Genomic DNA, 17,343 nt, shown 5'->3' on the forward strand with positions numbered 1-17,343 from the left:
CTGCGCGACCACCCTTACCCCTCGTTACCCCCGCTCCGCTCTTCCCCCCGCGTCGCGCCCCGCCCAGAAGCGAATCAGCCAGAAGGATCCGAGAAATGTCGATGAACCGCGTGGAGCTCCTCAAGTTGTTCGAGACGACGGCCGCCGAGGTCGTGGAGAAGGACTTCAAGAACGTGTCCGAGGGAACGGTCATCAGCGAGCTTGGGATCGACTCGCTCGGCATGCTCGAGATCGTCGGTGCGATGGAGCGCAAGCTGAAGATCCAGATCCCCGACGAGTCCCTCGCCGGCTTGCAGACGGTGCGTGATCTGCTCGAGGCGGTCGAGAAGCGCATCACCGCGTAGGGCTCCCGCGCGCGGGCCCGCTTGCGGCTGCTTGCGCCCGCTTACAGAGTAAGTAGCAACGACGAAGGGAACGACGATGACCGACAACTTGAAAGAAGAGCTCCGCGCCCTCATCAGCGAGATCGCCGAGGTGGACACCGTCCCCGACGACGCGCACTTCAAGGACCTCGGCATCGACTCGATGATGGGCGTCGAGATCGTGGCAGCGATCGAGCGGCAGTACCACGTGAAGATCGACGACTCGGAGCTCAAGGAAATCTCCACTCTGAGCAAGTCGTACGACCTCGTGCTCGACAAGCTGCAGACGCGCGAGACCATGGTCGCCCAGTCTGCCGAGTGACCGCGTGACGCCTCCTCGAGTCGGCCGAGCCGCGCTGCGCGCGTGAGCGGCGCCTTCCGCTCTCGGCGCTCGTCGCACGCCGTCCGCGTGCGCTACGCGGACACCGATCAGGCCGCCGTGGTTCACCACGCCGCGTACCTCGCGTTCCTCGAGGCGGCGCGCATCGAGCACTTTCGTGCCCACGGCTTCGACTACGCCGCGTTCGAGGCCGCCACGCGCACGGGGCTCCCGGTGGTCGAGCTTCGCGTGCGGTACAGGTCTCCGGCGCGGTTCGACGACGCCCTCGAGGTCGAGACGTCGACGGCGGCCGTCACGCGCTTCTCCATGTGGATCGAGGGTACGGTGCGCCGTGGCCACGTCGTGCTGGTGGAGTCGAAGGTACGGCTCGCCTGCGTCGACATGGGCACCGAGCGGCCGTCGCGCCTGCCGCGAGAGCTGCTCGACGCGTGCCTCGAGCCCGGCTGGGAGCTCTGAGCGCCAACTTTGCCCAGATGTTGGCCTGAAAAGGCGCTAGTAGCCGTCGATCACCATGACCGAACCCGTCTTCACGAAGGTGCCCGCCGAGCTCGACTTCCCCAAGGAAGAGCGCGAAATCTTGGCGCTGTGGCGCGACGTCGGCGTCTTCGAGAAGTGCCTCGCGCGCCCCGCCACCCGTGGCACCTGGGTGTTTTACGAGGGGCCGCCCACCGCGAACGGGCTGCCCCACAACGGCCACGTGCTCACGCGTGTCGTGAAAGATCTCTTCCCTCGCTACAAGACCATGCGCGGCTTTCACGTCCCGCGGAAGGCCGGCTGGGACACCCACGGCCTCCCCGTCGAGGTCGAGGTCGAGAAGGAGCTGCACATCCACGGCAAGGCGGCGATCGACGCCTACGGCGTGGAGCCCTTCGTGAAGAAGTGCATCGAGTCGGTGTTCCGCTACACGTCGGAGTGGGAGTCTCTCACCGAGCGCGTCGGCTTCTGGGTCGACCTCGAGAAGGCCTACGTCACCTACCACCGCAGCTACGTCGAGAGCGTGTGGTGGGCCCTCTCCGAGCTGTTCAAGAAAGGTCTGCTCTATCAGGGGCACAAGGTGGTGTGGTGGTGGGCGCAGGGCGGCACGGCGCTGTCGTCCGGCGAGGTGGGGCAGGGCTACAAGCAGGTCGACGACCCAAGCGTGTACGTGTCGTTCCCGCTCCGCGCGGGGCAGGGCGCGGGCGAGCTCGTCGGCGCGCTGGAGGGCGCCGCGCTGCTCGTGTGGACGACGACCCCGTGGACCTTGCCGTCGAACATGTACGCGGCGGTGAACGCGTCGTTCACGTACGTCGTCGCGGACCTCGGCGGCCGCAAGCTCGTGCTCGCCGAGGGCCTGCTCGAGGGCATCGCCAAGAAGCTCAAGGTCGACGCGCCCACCGTGCTCGCGACCCTCTCTGGCAAAGACCTCGTGGGCCTCGCCTACGAGGCGCCGTACGACCTGTTCGCGGCGGAGGCGGCGATCCCCGCCGCGGCGAAGGTGTGGAGGGTCCTCGCGGCCGACTTCGTGACGCTCGACGCAGGCACCGGCGTGGTGCACGTGGCGCCCGCCTTCGGCGAGGACGACCACCTCGTGCACCGCAAGCTGCTCGCGGAGGAGCCGGCGCTCCCGCTCTTCTGCGCCGTGAAGCCGGACGGCACCTTCGTCGACGACTTCGCCCCGTACGCCGGCCGCTGGGTGAAAGACTGCGACAAGGATCTCCAGGCCGACCTCAAGCAGCGCGGCAAGCTCGTGCTCGCCGAGACCTACCGCCACGACTACCCGTTCTGCTGGCGCGCCGACGACGACCCGCTCATCCAGTTCGCGCGGCCGGCCTGGTACATCCGCACGACGTCGGTCATCGAGAAGGCGAAGGCGAACAACCAAGCCGTGACCTGGTTCCCGCCGCACATCAAGGACGGCCGCTTCGGCGACTTCCTCGACAACAACGTCGACTGGGCGCTCTCTCGCGAGCGCTACTGGGGCACGCCGCTCAACGTGTGGGTGAACGACGTCACCGGCAAGCTCGAGGCGCCGAGCTCGGTCGCCGAGATCCTCGCGAAGAACCCGCGCGCGTTCGACGCGTTCCACGAGGCGAAGGCCGCCGATCCGTCGCTCTCGGACGATCTGCTCGTGCACAAGCCGTGGGTCGACGCCGTCACCTGGCAGAACCCTGGCGAAGAGGGCACCTACCGCCGCGTCCCCGAGGTCATCGACTGCTGGTTCGACTCCGGCTGCATGCCGTTCGCGCAGTGGGGCTTCCCTCACGCCGGCGAGGCCGAGTTCAAGGAGAGCTTCCCGGCCGACTTCATCTCCGAGGCGATCGACCAGACGCGCGGCTGGTTCTACTCGCTGCTCATGATCTCCACGCTCGTGTTCGACGAGGAGGCCCGCGCGCGCCTCGGGCTCGCCGCGGAGTCCCTCCCGCACCCGTACCGCTCGTGCATCGTGCTCGGGCACGTGTGCGACAAGGAGGGGAAGAAGGAGTCCAAATCGAAGGGCAACTACACGCCCCCCGACGTCATCTTCGACGACGTGAAGATGGACTTCCTCGTCGCCGCGGACGTCGCCGGGCAAGACGGCGGCCCGCCGAAGGGCACGGCCTACATGAGCCGCGAGGACCTCGAGGGGCTCGACCTCACCGAGGGCCGCGAGGTCTCCGTGTTCCGCGCGGGCGCGCCGGAGGCCGCGCTGTCGCTGAAGGTCCAGGTCGTCGCGAAGCTCAAGCTCCGTCGCCGCGGCGTGTTGCTCTCCGCGGAGGACCGCGCGGCCCTCGGCGTGGTGCCGGCGAAGGACCAGGCGCTCAAGGTCATCGACGTGCCGACGCTCCCCGACGCGGAGCGCGTGGTGCTGCGCGATCCCACCGCCTCGGCGCCCGGCGCTGACGCGTTCCGCTGGTTCTTCTACGCCTCGAACCCGCCGTGGAGCTCGACGCGTCACTCGCTCTCGAACGTGCGCGCGACTCAAAAAGAGACGCTCGTGCGCCTGCGCAACGTCACTTCGTTCTTCACGCTCTACGCGAACATCGACCGGTACACGCCGAGCGAGGGCGATCCGCCCGTGGCCGAGCGCTCGGAGCTCGATCGCTGGATCCTGAGCGCGCTGCACAGCACCCTCGCGCGGGTGACCGAGGCGCTCGACGGCTACGACGTGCACGGCGCGACCACCCACATCACCGACTTCGTCGATGGCCTCTCGAACTGGTACGTCCGTCGCTCGCGCGACCGCTTCTGGCGGGCCTGGAGCGCGGACCACGGCCCGCGCGTCGCCGCGGGCGATCGCGACAAGTGCGCCGCCTACGCGACGTTGTACGAGGTGCTCGTCACGCTCTCGAAGGTGCTCGCCCCGTTCGTGCCCTTCATGGCCGAGGGCATGTTCCAGAACCTGGTCCGGCGCGTCGATCGTGGCGCGCCGGAGAGCGTGCACCTCGCCGACTGGCCGGCCGCAGATCTCAGCCTCGTCGACGAAGACCTCGCGCGGAGGATGGCCGCGGTGCGCGAGCTCGTGAGCCTCGGCCTCCAGGTGCGCACCTCGGCGAAGCTGAAGGTTCGCCAGCCGCTCCGCGTGGCGCACCTCGTGCTGGGCGACGCGAAGCTCCGCGCGAGCCTCGCAGGATCGGGCGAGGCGATGATCCAGGACGAGCTCAACGTGCTCGGCGTGGCGTTCGTCGACGACGCCGAGGTGGAGCGCTACGTCTCCTACAAGCTGAAGCCGAACTTCCGCACCCTCGGGCAACGCGGCCTCGGCAAGGAGGCGCAGCTCCTGAAGAAATCGCTCTCCGCGCTCGACGCCTCGGGGGCCGCGTCGCTGCTCTTCGCGCTCCGCGACGCGGGCGCCGCCGAGCACGCGGGCGTCACGCTCCTCGTGGAGGACGTCGAGGTGGCCTTCGAGACCAAGGAGGGCTTCGCGGCTGCCGGGGGCCGCGCCGGCGTCGTGGTGCTCGATACGCGCCTCGACGACGAGCTGCGCGAGCTCGGCCTCGTGCGCGAGGTCGCGAATCGCGTGCAGAATGCACGTAAAGAGGCGAAGCTCGAGCTCGCCGACCGCGTCGCGCTGCGGGTGCACGGGCCGGCCCCGCTCCTCGAGGCGCTCGCGCGGCACCAGGGCGCGCTCGCGGCCGACGTGCTCGCGACGTCGATCGAGCTCGCCGCTTCTCCGGGCGCCGCCGCGGCGGGCGCGGGCGTGCACGTAGAGGTCTGCGAGGTCGAGGGCATGGCCGTGGAGCTCGTGTTGCGGAAGGCGTAGGCCGCGAGCTCGGGGCGCGCCGCTTCGGCGTGCGCCCCCCGCCGCCCGGGGGTACGATTCCGCGATGCGCGAGAGTCGAGCCGCGGAAGCATCACGCGACGACGACGCCCGTCGCCCAAGCCCGCGTGGGGCCATGCTGCGGGTGCTCGCGGTGGTCGCGGGCGGCGTCGTGTCGTTCGGCGGGCTGCTCGGCCTGGCGCTGCTCGGCTTTGGGCTGTTCGCGTGTGGCTACTTCCGTGGACGAGACTCGTCGCCGCGTCCGCCGGAGTGGGAGAGCTCGCCCACCGTCGCGCCGCCGCCGTCGCTGCCGTCGCTGCCGCCGCCCCCGCCGCCCCCGGTGCGCGCGTGTGACGGGGGCCCGTGCGGCGACGCCGGCGACGTCACGTTGTGAGCCGCACCTCGCGGTGACCGACGCGGCAGCTCCCAACGCGCAGCGTGATCGCGCCCGCGCCTGGGGCGCCTCGCACGAGCAGCCGCACGCGCGCCTGCCCCGTGTTGCCCCGGCTGCGCTGGAAGTAGAGCGCGCCCGAGCCGTCGTAGAGCCCGCGCCCCCAGCCGTCGAGGTGCCCGAGGGTCGCGAACGCGCCGTCGGCGTCGACGGTCGCGGAGCCCTCGGTCGTCACCGTCACGCGCACCGGCTCGGCGTGCTCGAGCGCGAGGGCCGACGCGAGGACGTTGGTCGGCAGGTAGCCCACGTTTCGGACCGTGAGCGTCACCCGCGCGACCCCGTCGCCGAGGCGCTCCACCTCGGGCGGATCGAGCTCGAGCCGCGGCGCGAGCGAGGCGACCCGCGCGAACGCCGCGCTCTGGCGCTCGCACACCTCGGCCAAGAGCTCGTACGGAGGATTCCAGAGCCCCACGCGCGGGTCGACGCCGCCGATCTCCACGGGCCCGAGCTGCGGGTGCTCGAACGGCCGCCACGGGCGCACCACGCGCCCCGCGTTGTGCTCCGCGTCCCACTTGCCGAGCGCGATCATCTCCGGGCGACCGAGCTCGGAGTAGGCGAGCACGAAGCGCTTCTTGCGCGGCATGCCGATGCGCGTGAAGAGGTCCCACAGCTCGACCACGTACGCGATGGCGCCGCGCTGGTGGAACGCGTAGTCGGTGAGGTCACCGTGGAGGGGCTTGTCGGGCTCGTAGGTGAACTCCTCGAAGCCCGAGACCATGGGGTACCCGGTGAGCGCCTCGCTCCACGCGCCGATCTGGCGGAAGAGCGCGAGGTCTTGCTCGTTCATCTTCGTGTCGGGCAGGTGACCGAGCGGGCGAATGAAGACGCCGCCGAACGTGTGCCCGTTCAGCCAGGCGAAGATCTCGGGGTGCTTCGAGGTGAGCTCGACCACCGCGCGCGCCTCCGGCTCGGAGAGCGGGAACGCGCCGGCCCCGGCCTGCTCGTGCGGAGGAGCCCACGACCAGGGGAAATTCCTGTTCAGATCCGCGTGGTTGTCCGAGAGAAAGTGTGGGCTCGGGATCGTGTGACCGTCGAAAGCTTCGATGCGACCCTCGGGGTAGAGCTTGTAGAACGGGCCCTCGTCCTCGATGAGCCGCGGCAGCATGAGGCCGGGCACCTCCGCGCTCTCGACGTACTCGCCGCCGGGATCTCGCGCGCGCATGAGCAGGGCGAGCCCGTCGCCGTCGACGTCTTCGGAGAGCCACCGCGCGGCGCGGCCCGGGCGGTCGTCGCGCGGGGTCGAGCGCACGTAGCGGCCGGTCTTCAGCACGGCCTCCGCGCCGTCGGGCGACATGCGCGGGAGCACCATCCAGAGCACGTCCTCGAGCGCGCGGGCCGCCGGCGCCGGGAGATCGCGGAAGCCGCCGTTCGGATCGAGGTGGAACGCGATCGCGTCCTCCGCCATCGCGAGCGCCATGCTCGAGCCGGCGAGCTCGCTCGCGTGCATGTTGCCGTCGACCCACACCGTGGGGCGGGCGCGCTCGGGCTCGCGGCCGATCGTGAGCAGCCACAGCTCGCGCCGCTCGGGGGTCTGGCCAATCGACGTGAGCCGCACGACGTCGGGGAACGCTTCGGCCCAGGCCTTCACCTGGCCGGTGAGCGCGTCGTAGTCGAGGTAGTCCGCGCGGAAGCCGCGGGCGAGCGTGGCGAGCGTGGCCAGCCGGGTGCGGGCGTCGCTGTTGGAGAGGGCGGTCATGGGGCGGACGATACCGCGGACCCGCGGGGTGGGGGACGCGAGATGCCGCGGAGGCGACGCGAACCACGTCGCCACGATCGAGGCGTGCCGCCGACCGGATCGGCCGAGGCGCCCCACCACGACGCGGGGACACGCGCGGTGCCGGAGACCTGCCGCTGCGGCGCGAGCGCTCCCGCCCGAGCGACTCCGTCGGAGGCGCATTGCGAGGCGGGTGAACCAACGGAAGCTCGATGCGACCGACGAACCAGCGCGATTACTACGCCAAGATGTACGTGGCGGCGCTGCTCGCCGACGAGCTGTGGAACGTCTACTTCCCGCGCCGTCGCGTACTTCGAGCCGACGCCGGCGCGCGGCACGCCCAAAACGGTGGCGTACATGCCACGCGGCCGGATCGCGACGATGCAGCGAAGTACGCCGTCGGCGACGAGCGACGTGATGTTCACGCGCTCGCGCGTGAAAAGTGGTGCCGGAGGAGGGAGTCGCTCGATGGTGTACGGAGGCTCTGCGAAGTACACCGTCGGCGACGAGCGACGTGATGTTCACGCGCTCGCGCGTGAAAAGTGGTGCCGGAGGAGGGAGTCGCTCGACCGTGCACGGAGGCTCTGCGAAGTGCAGGGTCGGCGACGAGCGACGTGATGTTCACGCGCTCGCGCAAAGTGGTGCCGGAGGAGGGAGTCGCTCGATCGTGCACGGAGGCTCTGCGAAGTACACCGTCGGCGACGAGCGACGCGATGTTCACGCGCTCGCGCGTGAAAAGTGGTGCCGGAGGAGGGAGTCGCTCGATCGTGCACGGAGGCTCTGCGAAGTACACCGTCGGCGACGAGCGACGTGATGTTCACGCGCTCGCGCGTGAAAAATGGTGCCGGAGGAGGGAGTCGCTCGACCGTGCACGGAGGCTCTGCGAAGTGCAGGGTCGGCGACGAGCGACGTGATGTTCACGCGCTCGCGCGTGAAAAATGGTGCCGGAGGAGGGAGTCGCTCGACCGTGCACGGAGGCTCTGCGAAGTGCAGGGTCGGCGACGAGCGACGTGATGTTCACGCGCTCGCGCGTGAAAAATGGTGCCGGAGGAGGGAGTCGAACCCCCGACCTAGCGCGTATGAAACGCCCGCTCTAACCATCTGAGCTACCCCGGCAATGGGCGGCGACAATGTCGTCGAAATCGTGGGGCTTGTAAAGGGGCTCGCCGTCGACGAACCCCAAAAAAAGCGACCCTCGATCAGCGCGCCGCGCGGCGGCGGCGAGCGAACGCGGCGACGAGCCCCGCGAGGAACGGCAGCAGCGCGAGGCTGCGCGCCCCTACGCTGTCCGACGTGGTGCTGCACGTGCAGCCGCCGCCGCCGAGCGACTCTTCCGAGGCCGCGGGGCCCGCCGGCGCCGCGCAGGCGGCGACGTCGAGGGGCTTCGCGGCGCGCTTCAGCACGCCCTGATCGAGCTTGGTGGCCGCGCTCCCGGTGTTCGCGTTGTCGTGGTGGAACGACTCCCACTGGATGACGCCGTCGTCCTTCCCGGCGGTCTTCCAGGCGAAGAGGTAGCCGTTGCGGGTGCCCACGACCACGTCGAGCGAGCGATCGCCCGTAATGTCGCCGACCGCCGGCGCGGCCGCGATCCAGCCGCCCGTGAACTTCGGCCAGCCCGCCGCCTCGCGCCCGCAGCCGTCGACGGCGTGGAGCATGTAGACGCCCGTGCCGGTGATGATCTCCGGGTAGTCGTCGCCCGTGAGATCGGCGACGGCGTGGTTCGTGAGGAAGCTGAAGTCCTCGATGACGTACGGCATGCCGGGCAGCATCTTGCCGGTCTTGCCGCTCCAAGCCGCGAGCAGGTGCTGGGCGTTCTTTGGCGCCGAGCTGCCGCCCGTGAGCGAGCCTGCGAGGCTCAGCGAGGCGCCAGAGGCGACCACGTCGGGGGTGCCGTCCTGGTCGATGTCGCCCACCGCAGGCTGGCTGAAGAGCGGGAACATGGTGTCCGGGCGGTAGGCCTTGCTGAGCTCCCCGAAGACGGCGGTGGGCTCGAGCCCGCGGCGCTCCGAGCCGTCTTCCTCCTTGAAGCGCGGGAGGCGGTTCGGCGGCTCGCCGAAGGCGGTCTGGGCGCCCGGATCGGCGGGGAGGAGCAGCGGCGCCGCGCCGTTGCCCTGGAACAGCGCGTCCTCGCGGCCGTCGCCGTCGAAGTCGGCCGTCGCGGGCGAGCTCGTCACGCCCTCCGCCACGAGCGGGAAGATCGCGAACGACGTCATGACCGCCGGCCAGTTCTGCAGGTACGGGCCGCCGGGCGCCTTGTTTCCAAGGCCGTTGATGGCGAACAGCGGGCCGGCGTTTCCGCCGCCGCCCACCTGCTCGTTGGATCCCGTGAAAATCTCGGGGATGCCGTCGCCGGTGACGTCGGAGACCGCGGGGGTCGTGAAGACGCGGCTGCGCTTCTGCGCCTGCGGATGATGGACGTCGACGGGGAAGCCGTCGAGCGAGGTGCCGTCGACCTTGAAGACGTAGATCTTGCCGTCGAAGGACGACGCCACGATCTCCGGCTTGCCGTCCTTGTTCATGTCGACGATGACGGGCGCGCCGTAGAGACCGCGCGCGAGACCCGAGCGGACGTCCATGCAGGGCGAGGCCGCCGGCTTCGTCGGGTCGAGCGGGCAGGAGGGGACGGCCGGCATGCGCTTGGGCCAGCCCGGGAGGTCCTTGCCCTGCGAGTCGACGACGTACAGCGTGCCGCCGAACGAGCCGAACACGATCTCGCGCTTGCCGTCGCCGTCGAGGTCGACCACCGCCGGCGCGGAGAGCAGCGCCTCGCGCACCTCGCCGGCCGCGAGCCCGGAGCTCTTCTGGCTGTAGGCCGGCGCGGAGAGGTAGCTCGGGACCGCGGGGTCGGCGACGTCGGAGCTGAGGCCGTCGATGACGCGGGTGCGGTACGGGAAGCCCTTCACCTCGACGGGCGTGCCCGAGCGCATCGTGAAGACGTGGAGCTGGCCGTCCGAGGCGGGGGCGATGATGTCGCGGACGCCGTCGCCGTCGATGTCGGCGAGCTTGGGGCTGCCCTCGAGCGACGTGCCCAGGTACATCGGGAAGCCCGGCAGAAGGTCCTTGTCGCCCCCGTTCTTCTCGTTCGTGACGGCCACGGTGCGGCGCGCCTCGCCGGGCACGTCGAATCCCGCGTAGTGCGCGATGGCGCGGACGCGGATGGTGATGGTGCGGTCGTTCTCACCGAGCTTCGAGTCGGCGTCGCGCTTGTGCGCCGTGTCGATCTGCGCGGGGTCGAAGGCGCCGAGCGGGGCCTCGGCGCCGCCGCCGGACACCGTCGCGCCGGGGATGTTGGTCTTCTCGGTTTGGAGCGGCTTGAACTGCGCGTCGTCGGGCTCGATGCCTGGCGCCCACTCCACCCGGTAGTCGTAGGAGAGCGCGCGGCGCGCGGAGACGCGGCCCTGGATGGTGATCTGCGCGGGGCCTCGGCCGGCGACGATCGGCGTGAACCACTCGGGAGAGGTGATGTCGACCTCGGGCGGGATGCGCCCTTCGTCAATCGCCTTTACCATTGTGAAGGCGTTGGCGCGCCCGTAGCCGAAGCGCTGGTCCCACCCGGCCTTCGAGTAATAGAGCTTGCCCGAGACCTCCTCGTCGGTGCTGCGTGACTCGGCGACGTCGATGTCGTCGGCGGTCATCTTGAAGATCTGGATGGCCTCTTCGGCCGTGAGGTCGAGGTTCTTCTCTGCCGCCATCGAGAACAGCAGACCGGCGATGCCCGACGCGCGCCCCGTCGCCTCGCTCGAGCAGCGCGTGCCGCTGATGCTCATCGACAGCTGGCCGCCGTAGTTCGAGCACGCGTCGTAGCCGAGGAACGTCGACGAGGCGTTCGGGTTCGATCCCGTGTAGCGCACGGTGTGGACCGTGAGGGTGTGGTTGGCCGCGCCCGGCATGTTGTGGTGGCGCGAGTTCTCGTCGGCCATGCTCGCCACGACGATGACGCCCTTCGAATACGCGTAGTCGATCGCGGCCTTCGAGAAGGCGGTCTGGTTGATGGTTCCGAGGGCCTCCTGGATGACCTTGCACCCGAGATCGGTCGCGTACGCCGTCGCCTGGCCGAAGTCGTTTACGTCGGTGATGAAGCTGTCGCCCACGCGCATCGGCACGAAGGTGCAGCCCGGGCAAACGCCGATGTCGCCGATGCCGTTGTTGCCCTCGCCGGACGAGTCGCGGGCTTCGCCCGTGCCGTGCCCGTAGCGGGTGTCGTCGTACGGATCGTTGTCGTCCTTGAAGAAGTCCCAGCCCGCGATGTCGTCCTTGTACCCGTTCGCGTCGTCGTCCACGCCGTCGGAGAAGATCTGCAGGAGATCGCCCGGGTCGAGGATGCAGTTGCGGTTGAAGTCGCCGCGGGGTCGGTTCGGCTTCTTGATGGTGCGATCGCCGTCGCTGAAGCAGTGCTCGCCCGTGACCTCTCCGGCGAAGCGCGCGTCCTTCGCGTAGTCGGCCATGGTGAACTGGCCGTCGCCGTTGCAGTCGTAGCCCGCGAGGTCGCCGGCGCCGCCGCACTCGTTGCCCTGCTCGTTCTTGGGGCGCTTGTCGCCCTTCAGCTCGCCGCGGTTCAGCGCGACCTTGTTTACGAGGTCGGGGTGCTCCCAGTGGATGCCCGAGTCGAGCACCGCGATCTTCACGGTGGGCTTGCCGATCGTGTAGGTCCACGCCCGGTCGATGCTCATGCCGGAGGCGCCGAGCTTCTTGTCGGCTTCCAGGTAGGGCGGCGTGCCCGGCTGCTGCTCGGGAAGGAACGACGCGTAGTTCCAGCGCGCGTCGTAGTCGTTCGCCCAGTTGGCCTTGTCGCGCATGTCCGCCCCGCGCGGCGGCGGCCAGCCCGCGCGGGCGTCGCCGAGCGACGCGAGCGCGCAACCGACGGCGCCTGCCGCCACGAGGATACTGGAGAGACGGGCGCGTGGGCTGCGAGGGGACATGGAGGCGAAGGATATCACGGAGGGGCGTCCCGTCGGCCGCCTAAGCGTGTGGAGACGCTCGTGCGACGCGCCCGACGCGGGTGACGCGCCGCGGCTCCGACGGTAAGCTGACGGAGATGACCCTCGACGTTCGCGCGCGCATGAGCTCTCCGGTGACCTGCGGCTCGCCCGAGGCCACCGCCGCCGAGTTGATCGCGCTGCTCGAGACGCGCGGCTGCTCGGCCGTCCCCATTGTCTCTAGCGAGCGGCTCCTCGGGATCGTGTCCTTGACCGACCTCCTCCGGGAGTCTCTCCGCGAGGCGGGGGGCGAGGCCCGGCGCGCCGCCGACTTCATGCGCCGGCCCGTGGTCACCGTCCGCCCCGACGAGGGGCTCGACGCGGCGGCGCGCCGCATGCGGAGCGCGCGCGTGCATCGCCTCGTCGTCGTGGAGGAGGCGGGGGACGGCGAGCGCGTGGTCGGCGTCCTGTCGACCCGCGACGTGCTGGGAGAGCTCGCCAGGTCTCGCGTGCCCGAGGCGTCGGTCGCGCTCGAGACCTTGATGACCTCGCCCGTCGAGACCGTCGATCTCAGCGCGTCGGTCGACGAGGCCGTCGAGCGCCTCGTGGAGGCCAACGTCCGCGGGCTGGTCGTGGTCGACGTGGAGTCTCCGATCGGCGTGTTCACCCAGCGTGAGGCGCTGGCGTCCCGCGGACTGCCCGCGTCGCTCCGGGCGCGGCCGGTGGAGGAAGTGATGAGCTACGAGACGCTCTGCCTCGACGTGGCCACGCCCCTCTATCGGGCCGCCGCGCACGCCGCGACCATGAACGTGAGGCGCCTCTTGGTCGTCGAGCGTCGCAGGCTCGTGGGCATCGTGAGCTGCCTCGACCTCGCAGGCGTGATGGGCGCGCTCACTTCAGCGTGAGAGTGTAGGTGCATGTATGTGCCGTGGTCGCGAAGGTGCCTCCCGCGGGCGCGTTCCCGTCGACGAACGTGCTGTTGCCGATGGAGTCCGCGCCCGGTGCGAAGCTCGGGGTCGCGCAGAACCCTGGTGGCGCAACCCCGGCCCAGCTCCGCCGCACGGCGAAGGTCCCGGGCGCCGTGCGGACGAAGGTCGTGGTGCGCTGGGTGGGCTGGGGCGCGGGAGGTGGTGTGCAGGAGGGCGCCGTCTGCGTGATCATGGCCGCGGAGGAGCACCCGAGCCAGTACTGGTCCTTGGGCGCGGGCGTGCCCCCGACCGCCACCATGCGCCGGGTGTACGTCCCCTCGACGAGCGAGGGTTGGCCCGCCGTGCTGACCGCGGCGGGGCAGGAGAGCCCCGCGCCGTCGCAGCGCGCGACGGTGCCCGAGCGCCCACATGTGCCGGCGGTCGCCGTCCGCGTGCACGCGGTCATCGGGTCGATCCGCAGCGTGAGGGCGCCCGACGCGTCGCGCACCTCGTGGAGCGCGGTGTCGCACACGGTCTCGGTCGTGTAGCTGGCGGAGCGGCAGCAGCTGTCCGCGGTGCCCACGCGGTTCGTCGCGGCGATGGTGCAGACGGCGCGCATCGTGTACGGGGCGTCGTTCTCGCCGGGCGCGAGGAGCGTGGGTGGACCGCCCGCGTCTGGAGAGGCGTCCGCGTCGGCGGAGGCGTCCGTCGGGGCGTCGGCGGAGGCGTCCGTCGGGGCGTCGGCGGAGGCGTCCGTCGGGGCGTCGGTGGAGGCGTCCGCTGCGTCCGTCGAGCTGTCCGCGGGGGCGTCGAGAGAGCTGTCGCGGGGCGCGGTGTCGGGGGCGGCGTCGTCGGGCGCGTGGGCGTCGGGGGCGGCGTCGCTGGGGTCCGGCACGGGCTCTGTGGTGCTGCACGCCGACCACGCGCACGCGCCCGCGAGGAGCACGATCCCCGTCCAGGTTCTCTTGCCGATCATTTGCACCTCCGCGCGAAGCTCAGCCGCTCGCTGGCACCAACGTAACGACATCGGGTGGGGCCGCAAGGCGCGGCTCACGTGCGCGGTCGCGCGGCGGCCGAGGCGGGGTCTTGGCGGTAGAAGGCGGAGAGCTCCGCGTAGAGCTCCGGGTGGCCGTGGCGGAGGGCGCGTGGCCGCTCGAAGAACATCTCGGTCACCACGGCGAAGAACTCCGCGGGGCTCGCGGCGCCGTAGGGGTCGATATCGCTCCGCCGGCCGGCGTGGAGGCGCTGTGTAAGCTCATGAAACTCCTCGCCAAATATCCGCGCCCAGCCGAGGTAGTGGGCGTTCGAGTCGAGCTCGGGTACCCCATCCATGTCGCCCTCTTCGGCGTCGAGCTGGTGGGCGAACTCGTGGAGCACGACGTTGTGCCCGCCGCCGAGGTGACGGGCCGACGTCGATACGTGGTCCCACGCGAGGACCACCATGCCGCGTGACCACGACTCGCCGAGCCTCGCCTCGTCGCCCTCGATCACCACCGCGCCGTCCTGGCGCCGCGCGGGCGCACGGTACGCGTGGGGGTAGACGAGCACGATCTCGAGCTCGGGGTACACGTCGGTCTCGCGGTTCAGGAGCAGGAGGCACGCCTGCCCAGCGATCGTGACGCGGATCTCGTCGGTCAGCTCGAGGCCGCCGCAGCCCTCAAAGGCCTTCTCCGCCACGAATACTCGCGTGAGCTGCTCGAGCTCCTCGCGCTCCGCCGGCGTGAGGCGCGCCGCGTGGCGTACGTTGCGCTCGAGGATCTCGCGCCACGCCTCGGGGAAGGGCTCCGCGCGGAGCGCTTCGCGCCGGCGCCGTTTCAAGAAGTCGAACATGGGCCTCCCGCGACCGCGCGCGGTCTAAAGCTCGTCGGGTCGCCCGCCGCCGTGAGGCCTGCGACGCAGCGGCATGCCGTGCGGAACGTTGGGCCCCTCGAGCCCGTGCGGGCCGGCGAGGAGACCCCCCCCTTGGCCCTGGCTCATCGACTCGGCCAGTCGGGCGTGCTGCTCGGGTCGCAGGATGGGCACGAGCTGGCTGAGCAGCTTCACCTGCTCCTGGAAGGGCACGCGGAGGCGCTTCGCGTCGGGAGCGGGGAGCCGGCGCGCGCTGAAGGTCGGCTTCTCGAAGGCGGCAAGCAGGGTCTCGAGCTGCTTGCGGCGCTCGTCGCGGTCGGCCTCGGCCTTCTGCTGCATTCCCTTCGGGAAGAAGGCCTCCGCCTGCTTCCGCTGGGCGTCGTCGAGGGAGAGGCTCTTCGCGAGGCGCTCCACCACGCGCGCGTCTGCGGTGGGGTCGGGCGCGGGCGCCTTCGCCGCGTCGTGCACGGCGATGCGCGGACGGATCGCCGCGACGATCGCCTTGTGCTGCGCCGGGTCGAGCGCCGCGTGCAGCGCGTCGAGCCCGCTCTGCTCGAGGTCTCGCCGCTGCTTCGTGCCCTTCTCGAGCGAGGCGAGGAGCGGGTCGAGCTTCCCGGGCTCCATCTTCCCGGCCTTCACTTCGCGGACGAGCTCGGCCTGAACCGCGCGCGCGCCCTCCTTCGGCTCGGGGAGGCCGAGGAACGGCTTCGCGACGGCGTCGAGCTTGTCTCTCTGCTCGTCTTTCATCTCGAGGGCGCGCGCGGCCGCGAAGAGGAGGCTGAAGTGTCCGGCGCCGCGGACCATGGGGCGCGAGGGCGTGTCGAGCAGAGCCCCGCCTTCGGTCGCGCCCGCGTCGACGGGCGGGGCCTCGATCGGCGCTGAGGCCTCCGGTGCCGCTGACGCCGAGGAGGGAGGGGGCGGCGCGGCGTCCGCGGGCGCCGCCGGCGGATCTTTGCACGCCCCGAGCGCAGCGACCGACAGGAGCACGAGACTGCGGGTGAGGCGAGGCATGCGCGCACCATACCGGCTGGCCGCGCGAAGCGCAGGCCCTCTCTTCGCGAGCTACCGGGCGCAGCTCCGAATAGGCGCGCTCGCCGACGCGCACCTCGAAGACCTCGTCCGACGCGTGCTGCTGCCGTCGCTGGACCGCCACCTCGGGGCGCTCGGGCGCTGCGCCCGCCGCTCGTGCGGCCGCCGGTGGCGCGGTCGGGCAGGGTCCGCTAGGTTCCTCGAAGTGACCGATCCGAGCGCCGCCACCGAGGTCCTGCCTTCTCCGTCGGTCCGCGAGCCCGAGCCCGTCATCGTGCCCCCGGCCGTATTTCTCGCCACCGTGGACGCTCGAGGTGGGGCCACGGCGGTCTCGAGCCTCGCGCTCGACGCGACCGTGTCGGCCGGCGAGGTCGAGGCGTCGAGCGAGGCGCCGCTAGCCGCCGGCACGTTCGGGGTCCGGTCGACCGTGCTGCCCCATCTCGAGCTCCGCGACGGGCGGGTCCACGTGAGCCAGGCCGTTCGGCCGCGGTACGAGGAGGTGCGGCGCCTCGGCGAGGGTGGCATGGGCGAGGTCGTGCTCGCGCGCGACAACGACATCGGGCGCGTGGTCGCGCTGAAACGCCTGCTCCCGCACCTGACCGGAGAGGCCACGGTCGCGCGCTTCGCCGAGGAGATCCGCACGGTCGGTAGGCTCGGTCACCCCGGCATCGCCCCAGTCCACGACGTGGGCGTCGACGAGCACGGGCAGCTCTTCTTCGTCATGAAGTTCGTGGACGGCGAGACCCTCGAGGCGATCATCGCTCAGCTCGCGGCGGGCAGCGCCGAGGCCCACGCGAAGTACCCGTTTGAGCGTCGGGTCCAGCTCATGGTGGGGCTCCTCGAGGCGCTCGCGTACGCGCACGACCACGGCGTCGTGCACCGCGACGTCAAGCCGGCCAACGTGATGATCGGCGCGTACGGTGAGGTCGTGCTCATGGACTGGGGCATCGCGAAGGTGGCCGGTCCCGAGGGCGCGCCCGAGCTCCCGGAGAGCCGGGAACGGGAGGCCGAGCTCGTCAGGAGCGGGCGCCTGCACGTGACCCAGCAGGGCTCGCTGGTGGGGACGCCTCTCTACATGTCGCCCGAGCAAGCCACGGGCGCCGCCCACATCGACGCCCGGAGCGACATCTACAGTCTGTCGGTGCTCTTCCACGAGCTCCTCACCCTGCGCCACTACCTGCACGGGCGCGACAAGCTCTCGACCGTGGTCGCCGGTGTGCTGCAGGAGGGCCCGCCGAGCGTCGGGGACGCGAGCTGGGGGCTCTCGGCGCGGCAAGGCCGAGTCGGGGCCGATTTGGCGCACCTCGTCATCAAAGGCATGCAGAAGGACCCCGCGCGGCGCTACCGCTCTGCCCGCGAGATGCTCAAGCGCCTCCAGCGGCGTGCGGCCGGACACATCCCGATCGACTGCAAGGTCACGTTCTGGATCAGCGCCTTGGGGCGCGCGCGGCGCCTCGTCGATCGGCACCCGATGGCGGTCGCGGGCGGGCTCCCGATCTTCGGCCTCGTCTCGCTCGCGGCCATCATCTACTCGGCCGTGCGGCTCGTCGGCGGATGAG

Annotated in this window: 13 protein-coding genes and 1 tRNA gene; 8 read left to right on the plus strand and 6 right to left on the minus strand. The window is 71.0% G+C overall.

What is annotated here, in order from left to right:
* Positions 1–101 precede the first annotated feature (101 nt).
* The 5 genes from IPQ09_04275 (at position 102) to IPQ09_04295 (ending at position 5,312) form a co-directional block, all read left to right on the plus strand.
* The gene (locus IPQ09_04275; protein ID MBL0193436.1) at positions 102–344 is read left to right on the plus strand and encodes an acyl carrier protein; all 243 of its coding nucleotides are present in this window, start codon (positions 102–104) and stop codon (positions 342–344) included.
* A gap of 76 nt (positions 345–420) precedes the next feature.
* On the plus strand, positions 421–684 hold the full coding sequence (locus tag IPQ09_04280; protein ID MBL0193437.1) for an acyl carrier protein: 264 nt from the start codon (positions 421–423) through the stop codon (positions 682–684).
* A 42-nt stretch (positions 685–726) separates the two neighbouring features.
* Complete coding sequence (locus IPQ09_04285; GenBank protein ID MBL0193438.1) at positions 727–1,158, plus strand: YbgC/FadM family acyl-CoA thioesterase; 432 nt, start codon at positions 727–729, stop codon at positions 1,156–1,158.
* Positions 1,159–1,213: 55 nt separating this feature from the next.
* On the plus strand, positions 1,214–4,921 hold the full coding sequence (locus IPQ09_04290) for an isoleucine--tRNA ligase (protein ID MBL0193439.1): 3,708 nt from the start codon (positions 1,214–1,216) through the stop codon (positions 4,919–4,921).
* 64 nt (positions 4,922–4,985) lie between these two features.
* The gene (locus IPQ09_04295; GenBank protein MBL0193440.1) at positions 4,986–5,312 is read left to right on the plus strand and encodes a hypothetical protein; all 327 of its coding nucleotides are present in this window, start codon (positions 4,986–4,988) and stop codon (positions 5,310–5,312) included.
* Here the strand turns inward: IPQ09_04295 and IPQ09_04300 are convergent.
* Positions 5,302–7,065 carry a peptidase M14 gene (locus IPQ09_04300; GenBank protein MBL0193441.1) on the minus strand — a complete coding sequence of 588 codons (1,764 nt, stop codon included), beginning with the start codon at positions 7,063–7,065 and terminating at the stop codon, positions 5,302–5,304. The two genes, IPQ09_04295 and IPQ09_04300, sit on opposite strands and share 11 nt — an antisense overlap.
* Before the next feature lie 230 nt (positions 7,066–7,295).
* Between IPQ09_04300 and IPQ09_04305 the strand changes: the two genes are divergently transcribed.
* Positions 7,296–7,601 (plus strand): hypothetical protein, encoded by a 306-nt coding sequence (locus IPQ09_04305; protein ID MBL0193442.1) that lies wholly within the window; start codon positions 7,296–7,298, stop codon positions 7,599–7,601.
* 521 nt (positions 7,602–8,122) lie between these two features.
* Here the strand turns inward: IPQ09_04305 and IPQ09_04310 are convergent.
* Positions 8,123–8,199, minus strand: a tRNA-Met gene (locus tag IPQ09_04310).
* 83 nt (positions 8,200–8,282) lie between these two features.
* Positions 8,283–12,002, minus strand: a complete 3,720-nt coding sequence (locus IPQ09_04315) for a VCBS repeat-containing protein (protein MBL0193443.1) — start codon at positions 12,000–12,002, stop codon at positions 8,283–8,285.
* Between the two features lie 116 nt (positions 12,003–12,118).
* Here IPQ09_04315 and IPQ09_04320 point away from each other — a divergent pair, with 116 nt between their 5' ends.
* A complete protein-coding gene (locus tag IPQ09_04320) occupies positions 12,119–12,904 on the plus strand; it encodes a CBS domain-containing protein (protein MBL0193444.1) in 786 nt (261 codons plus the stop codon).
* Here the strand turns inward: IPQ09_04320 and IPQ09_04325 are convergent.
* The 3 genes from IPQ09_04325 to IPQ09_04335 all read right to left on the minus strand — a co-directional run bounded on the left by IPQ09_04325 (position 12,891) and on the right by IPQ09_04335 (position 15,766).
* The gene (locus tag IPQ09_04325) at positions 12,891–13,883 is read right to left on the minus strand and encodes a hypothetical protein (protein MBL0193445.1); all 993 of its coding nucleotides are present in this window, start codon (positions 13,881–13,883) and stop codon (positions 12,891–12,893) included. The two genes, IPQ09_04320 and IPQ09_04325, sit on opposite strands and share 14 nt — an antisense overlap.
* Positions 13,884–13,957: 74 nt before the next feature.
* Positions 13,958–14,737: a zinc-dependent peptidase gene (locus tag IPQ09_04330; GenBank protein MBL0193446.1), complete on the minus strand. Its 780-nt coding sequence runs from the start codon at positions 14,735–14,737 to the stop codon at positions 13,958–13,960.
* A gap of 24 nt (positions 14,738–14,761) precedes the next feature.
* Positions 14,762–15,766: a hypothetical protein gene (locus tag IPQ09_04335; GenBank protein ID MBL0193447.1), complete on the minus strand. Its 1,005-nt coding sequence runs from the start codon at positions 15,764–15,766 to the stop codon at positions 14,762–14,764.
* On the opposite strand from IPQ09_04335, the gene IPQ09_04340 reads away from it, so the two are divergent.
* The gene (locus tag IPQ09_04340; GenBank protein MBL0193448.1) at positions 15,765–17,342 is read left to right on the plus strand and encodes a serine/threonine protein kinase; all 1,578 of its coding nucleotides are present in this window, start codon (positions 15,765–15,767) and stop codon (positions 17,340–17,342) included. The genes IPQ09_04335 and IPQ09_04340 overlap by 2 nt on opposite strands.
* Position 17,343 lies beyond the last annotated feature (1 nt).

The sequence above is a fragment of the Myxococcales bacterium genome (assembly GCA_016720545.1).
Lineage (GTDB): Bacteria > Myxococcota_A > Polyangia > Polyangiales > Polyangiaceae > JAAFHV01.

Coding starts and splice junctions, on each gene's coding strand:
- IPQ09_04275 (MBL0193436.1), top strand. CDS start 102: ATGAACCGCGTGGAGCTCCTCAAGTTGTTCGAGACGACGGCCGCCGAG.
- IPQ09_04280 (MBL0193437.1), top strand. CDS start 421: ATGACCGACAACTTGAAAGAAGAGCTCCGCGCCCTCATCAGCGAGATC.
- IPQ09_04290 (MBL0193439.1), top strand. CDS start 1,214: ATGACCGAACCCGTCTTCACGAAGGTGCCCGCCGAGCTCGACTTCCCC.
- IPQ09_04295 (MBL0193440.1), top strand. CDS start 4,986: ATGCGCGAGAGTCGAGCCGCGGAAGCATCACGCGACGACGACGCCCGT.
- IPQ09_04300 (MBL0193441.1), bottom strand. CDS start 7,065: ATGACCGCCCTCTCCAACAGCGACGCCCGCACCCGGCTGGCCACGCTC.
- IPQ09_04305 (MBL0193442.1), top strand. CDS start 7,296: ATGCGACCGACGAACCAGCGCGATTACTACGCCAAGATGTACGTGGCG.
- IPQ09_04315 (MBL0193443.1), bottom strand. CDS start 12,002: ATGTCCCCTCGCAGCCCACGCGCCCGTCTCTCCAGTATCCTCGTGGCG.
- IPQ09_04320 (MBL0193444.1), top strand. CDS start 12,119: ATGACCCTCGACGTTCGCGCGCGCATGAGCTCTCCGGTGACCTGCGGC.
- IPQ09_04325 (MBL0193445.1), bottom strand. CDS start 13,883: ATGATCGGCAAGAGAACCTGGACGGGGATCGTGCTCCTCGCGGGCGCG.
- IPQ09_04330 (MBL0193446.1), bottom strand. CDS start 14,737: ATGTTCGACTTCTTGAAACGGCGCCGGCGCGAAGCGCTCCGCGCGGAG.
- IPQ09_04340 (MBL0193448.1), top strand. CDS start 15,765: ATGCGCGCACCATACCGGCTGGCCGCGCGAAGCGCAGGCCCTCTCTTC.
- IPQ09_04335 (MBL0193447.1), bottom strand. CDS start 15,766: ATGCCTCGCCTCACCCGCAGTCTCGTGCTCCTGTCGGTCGCTGCGCTC.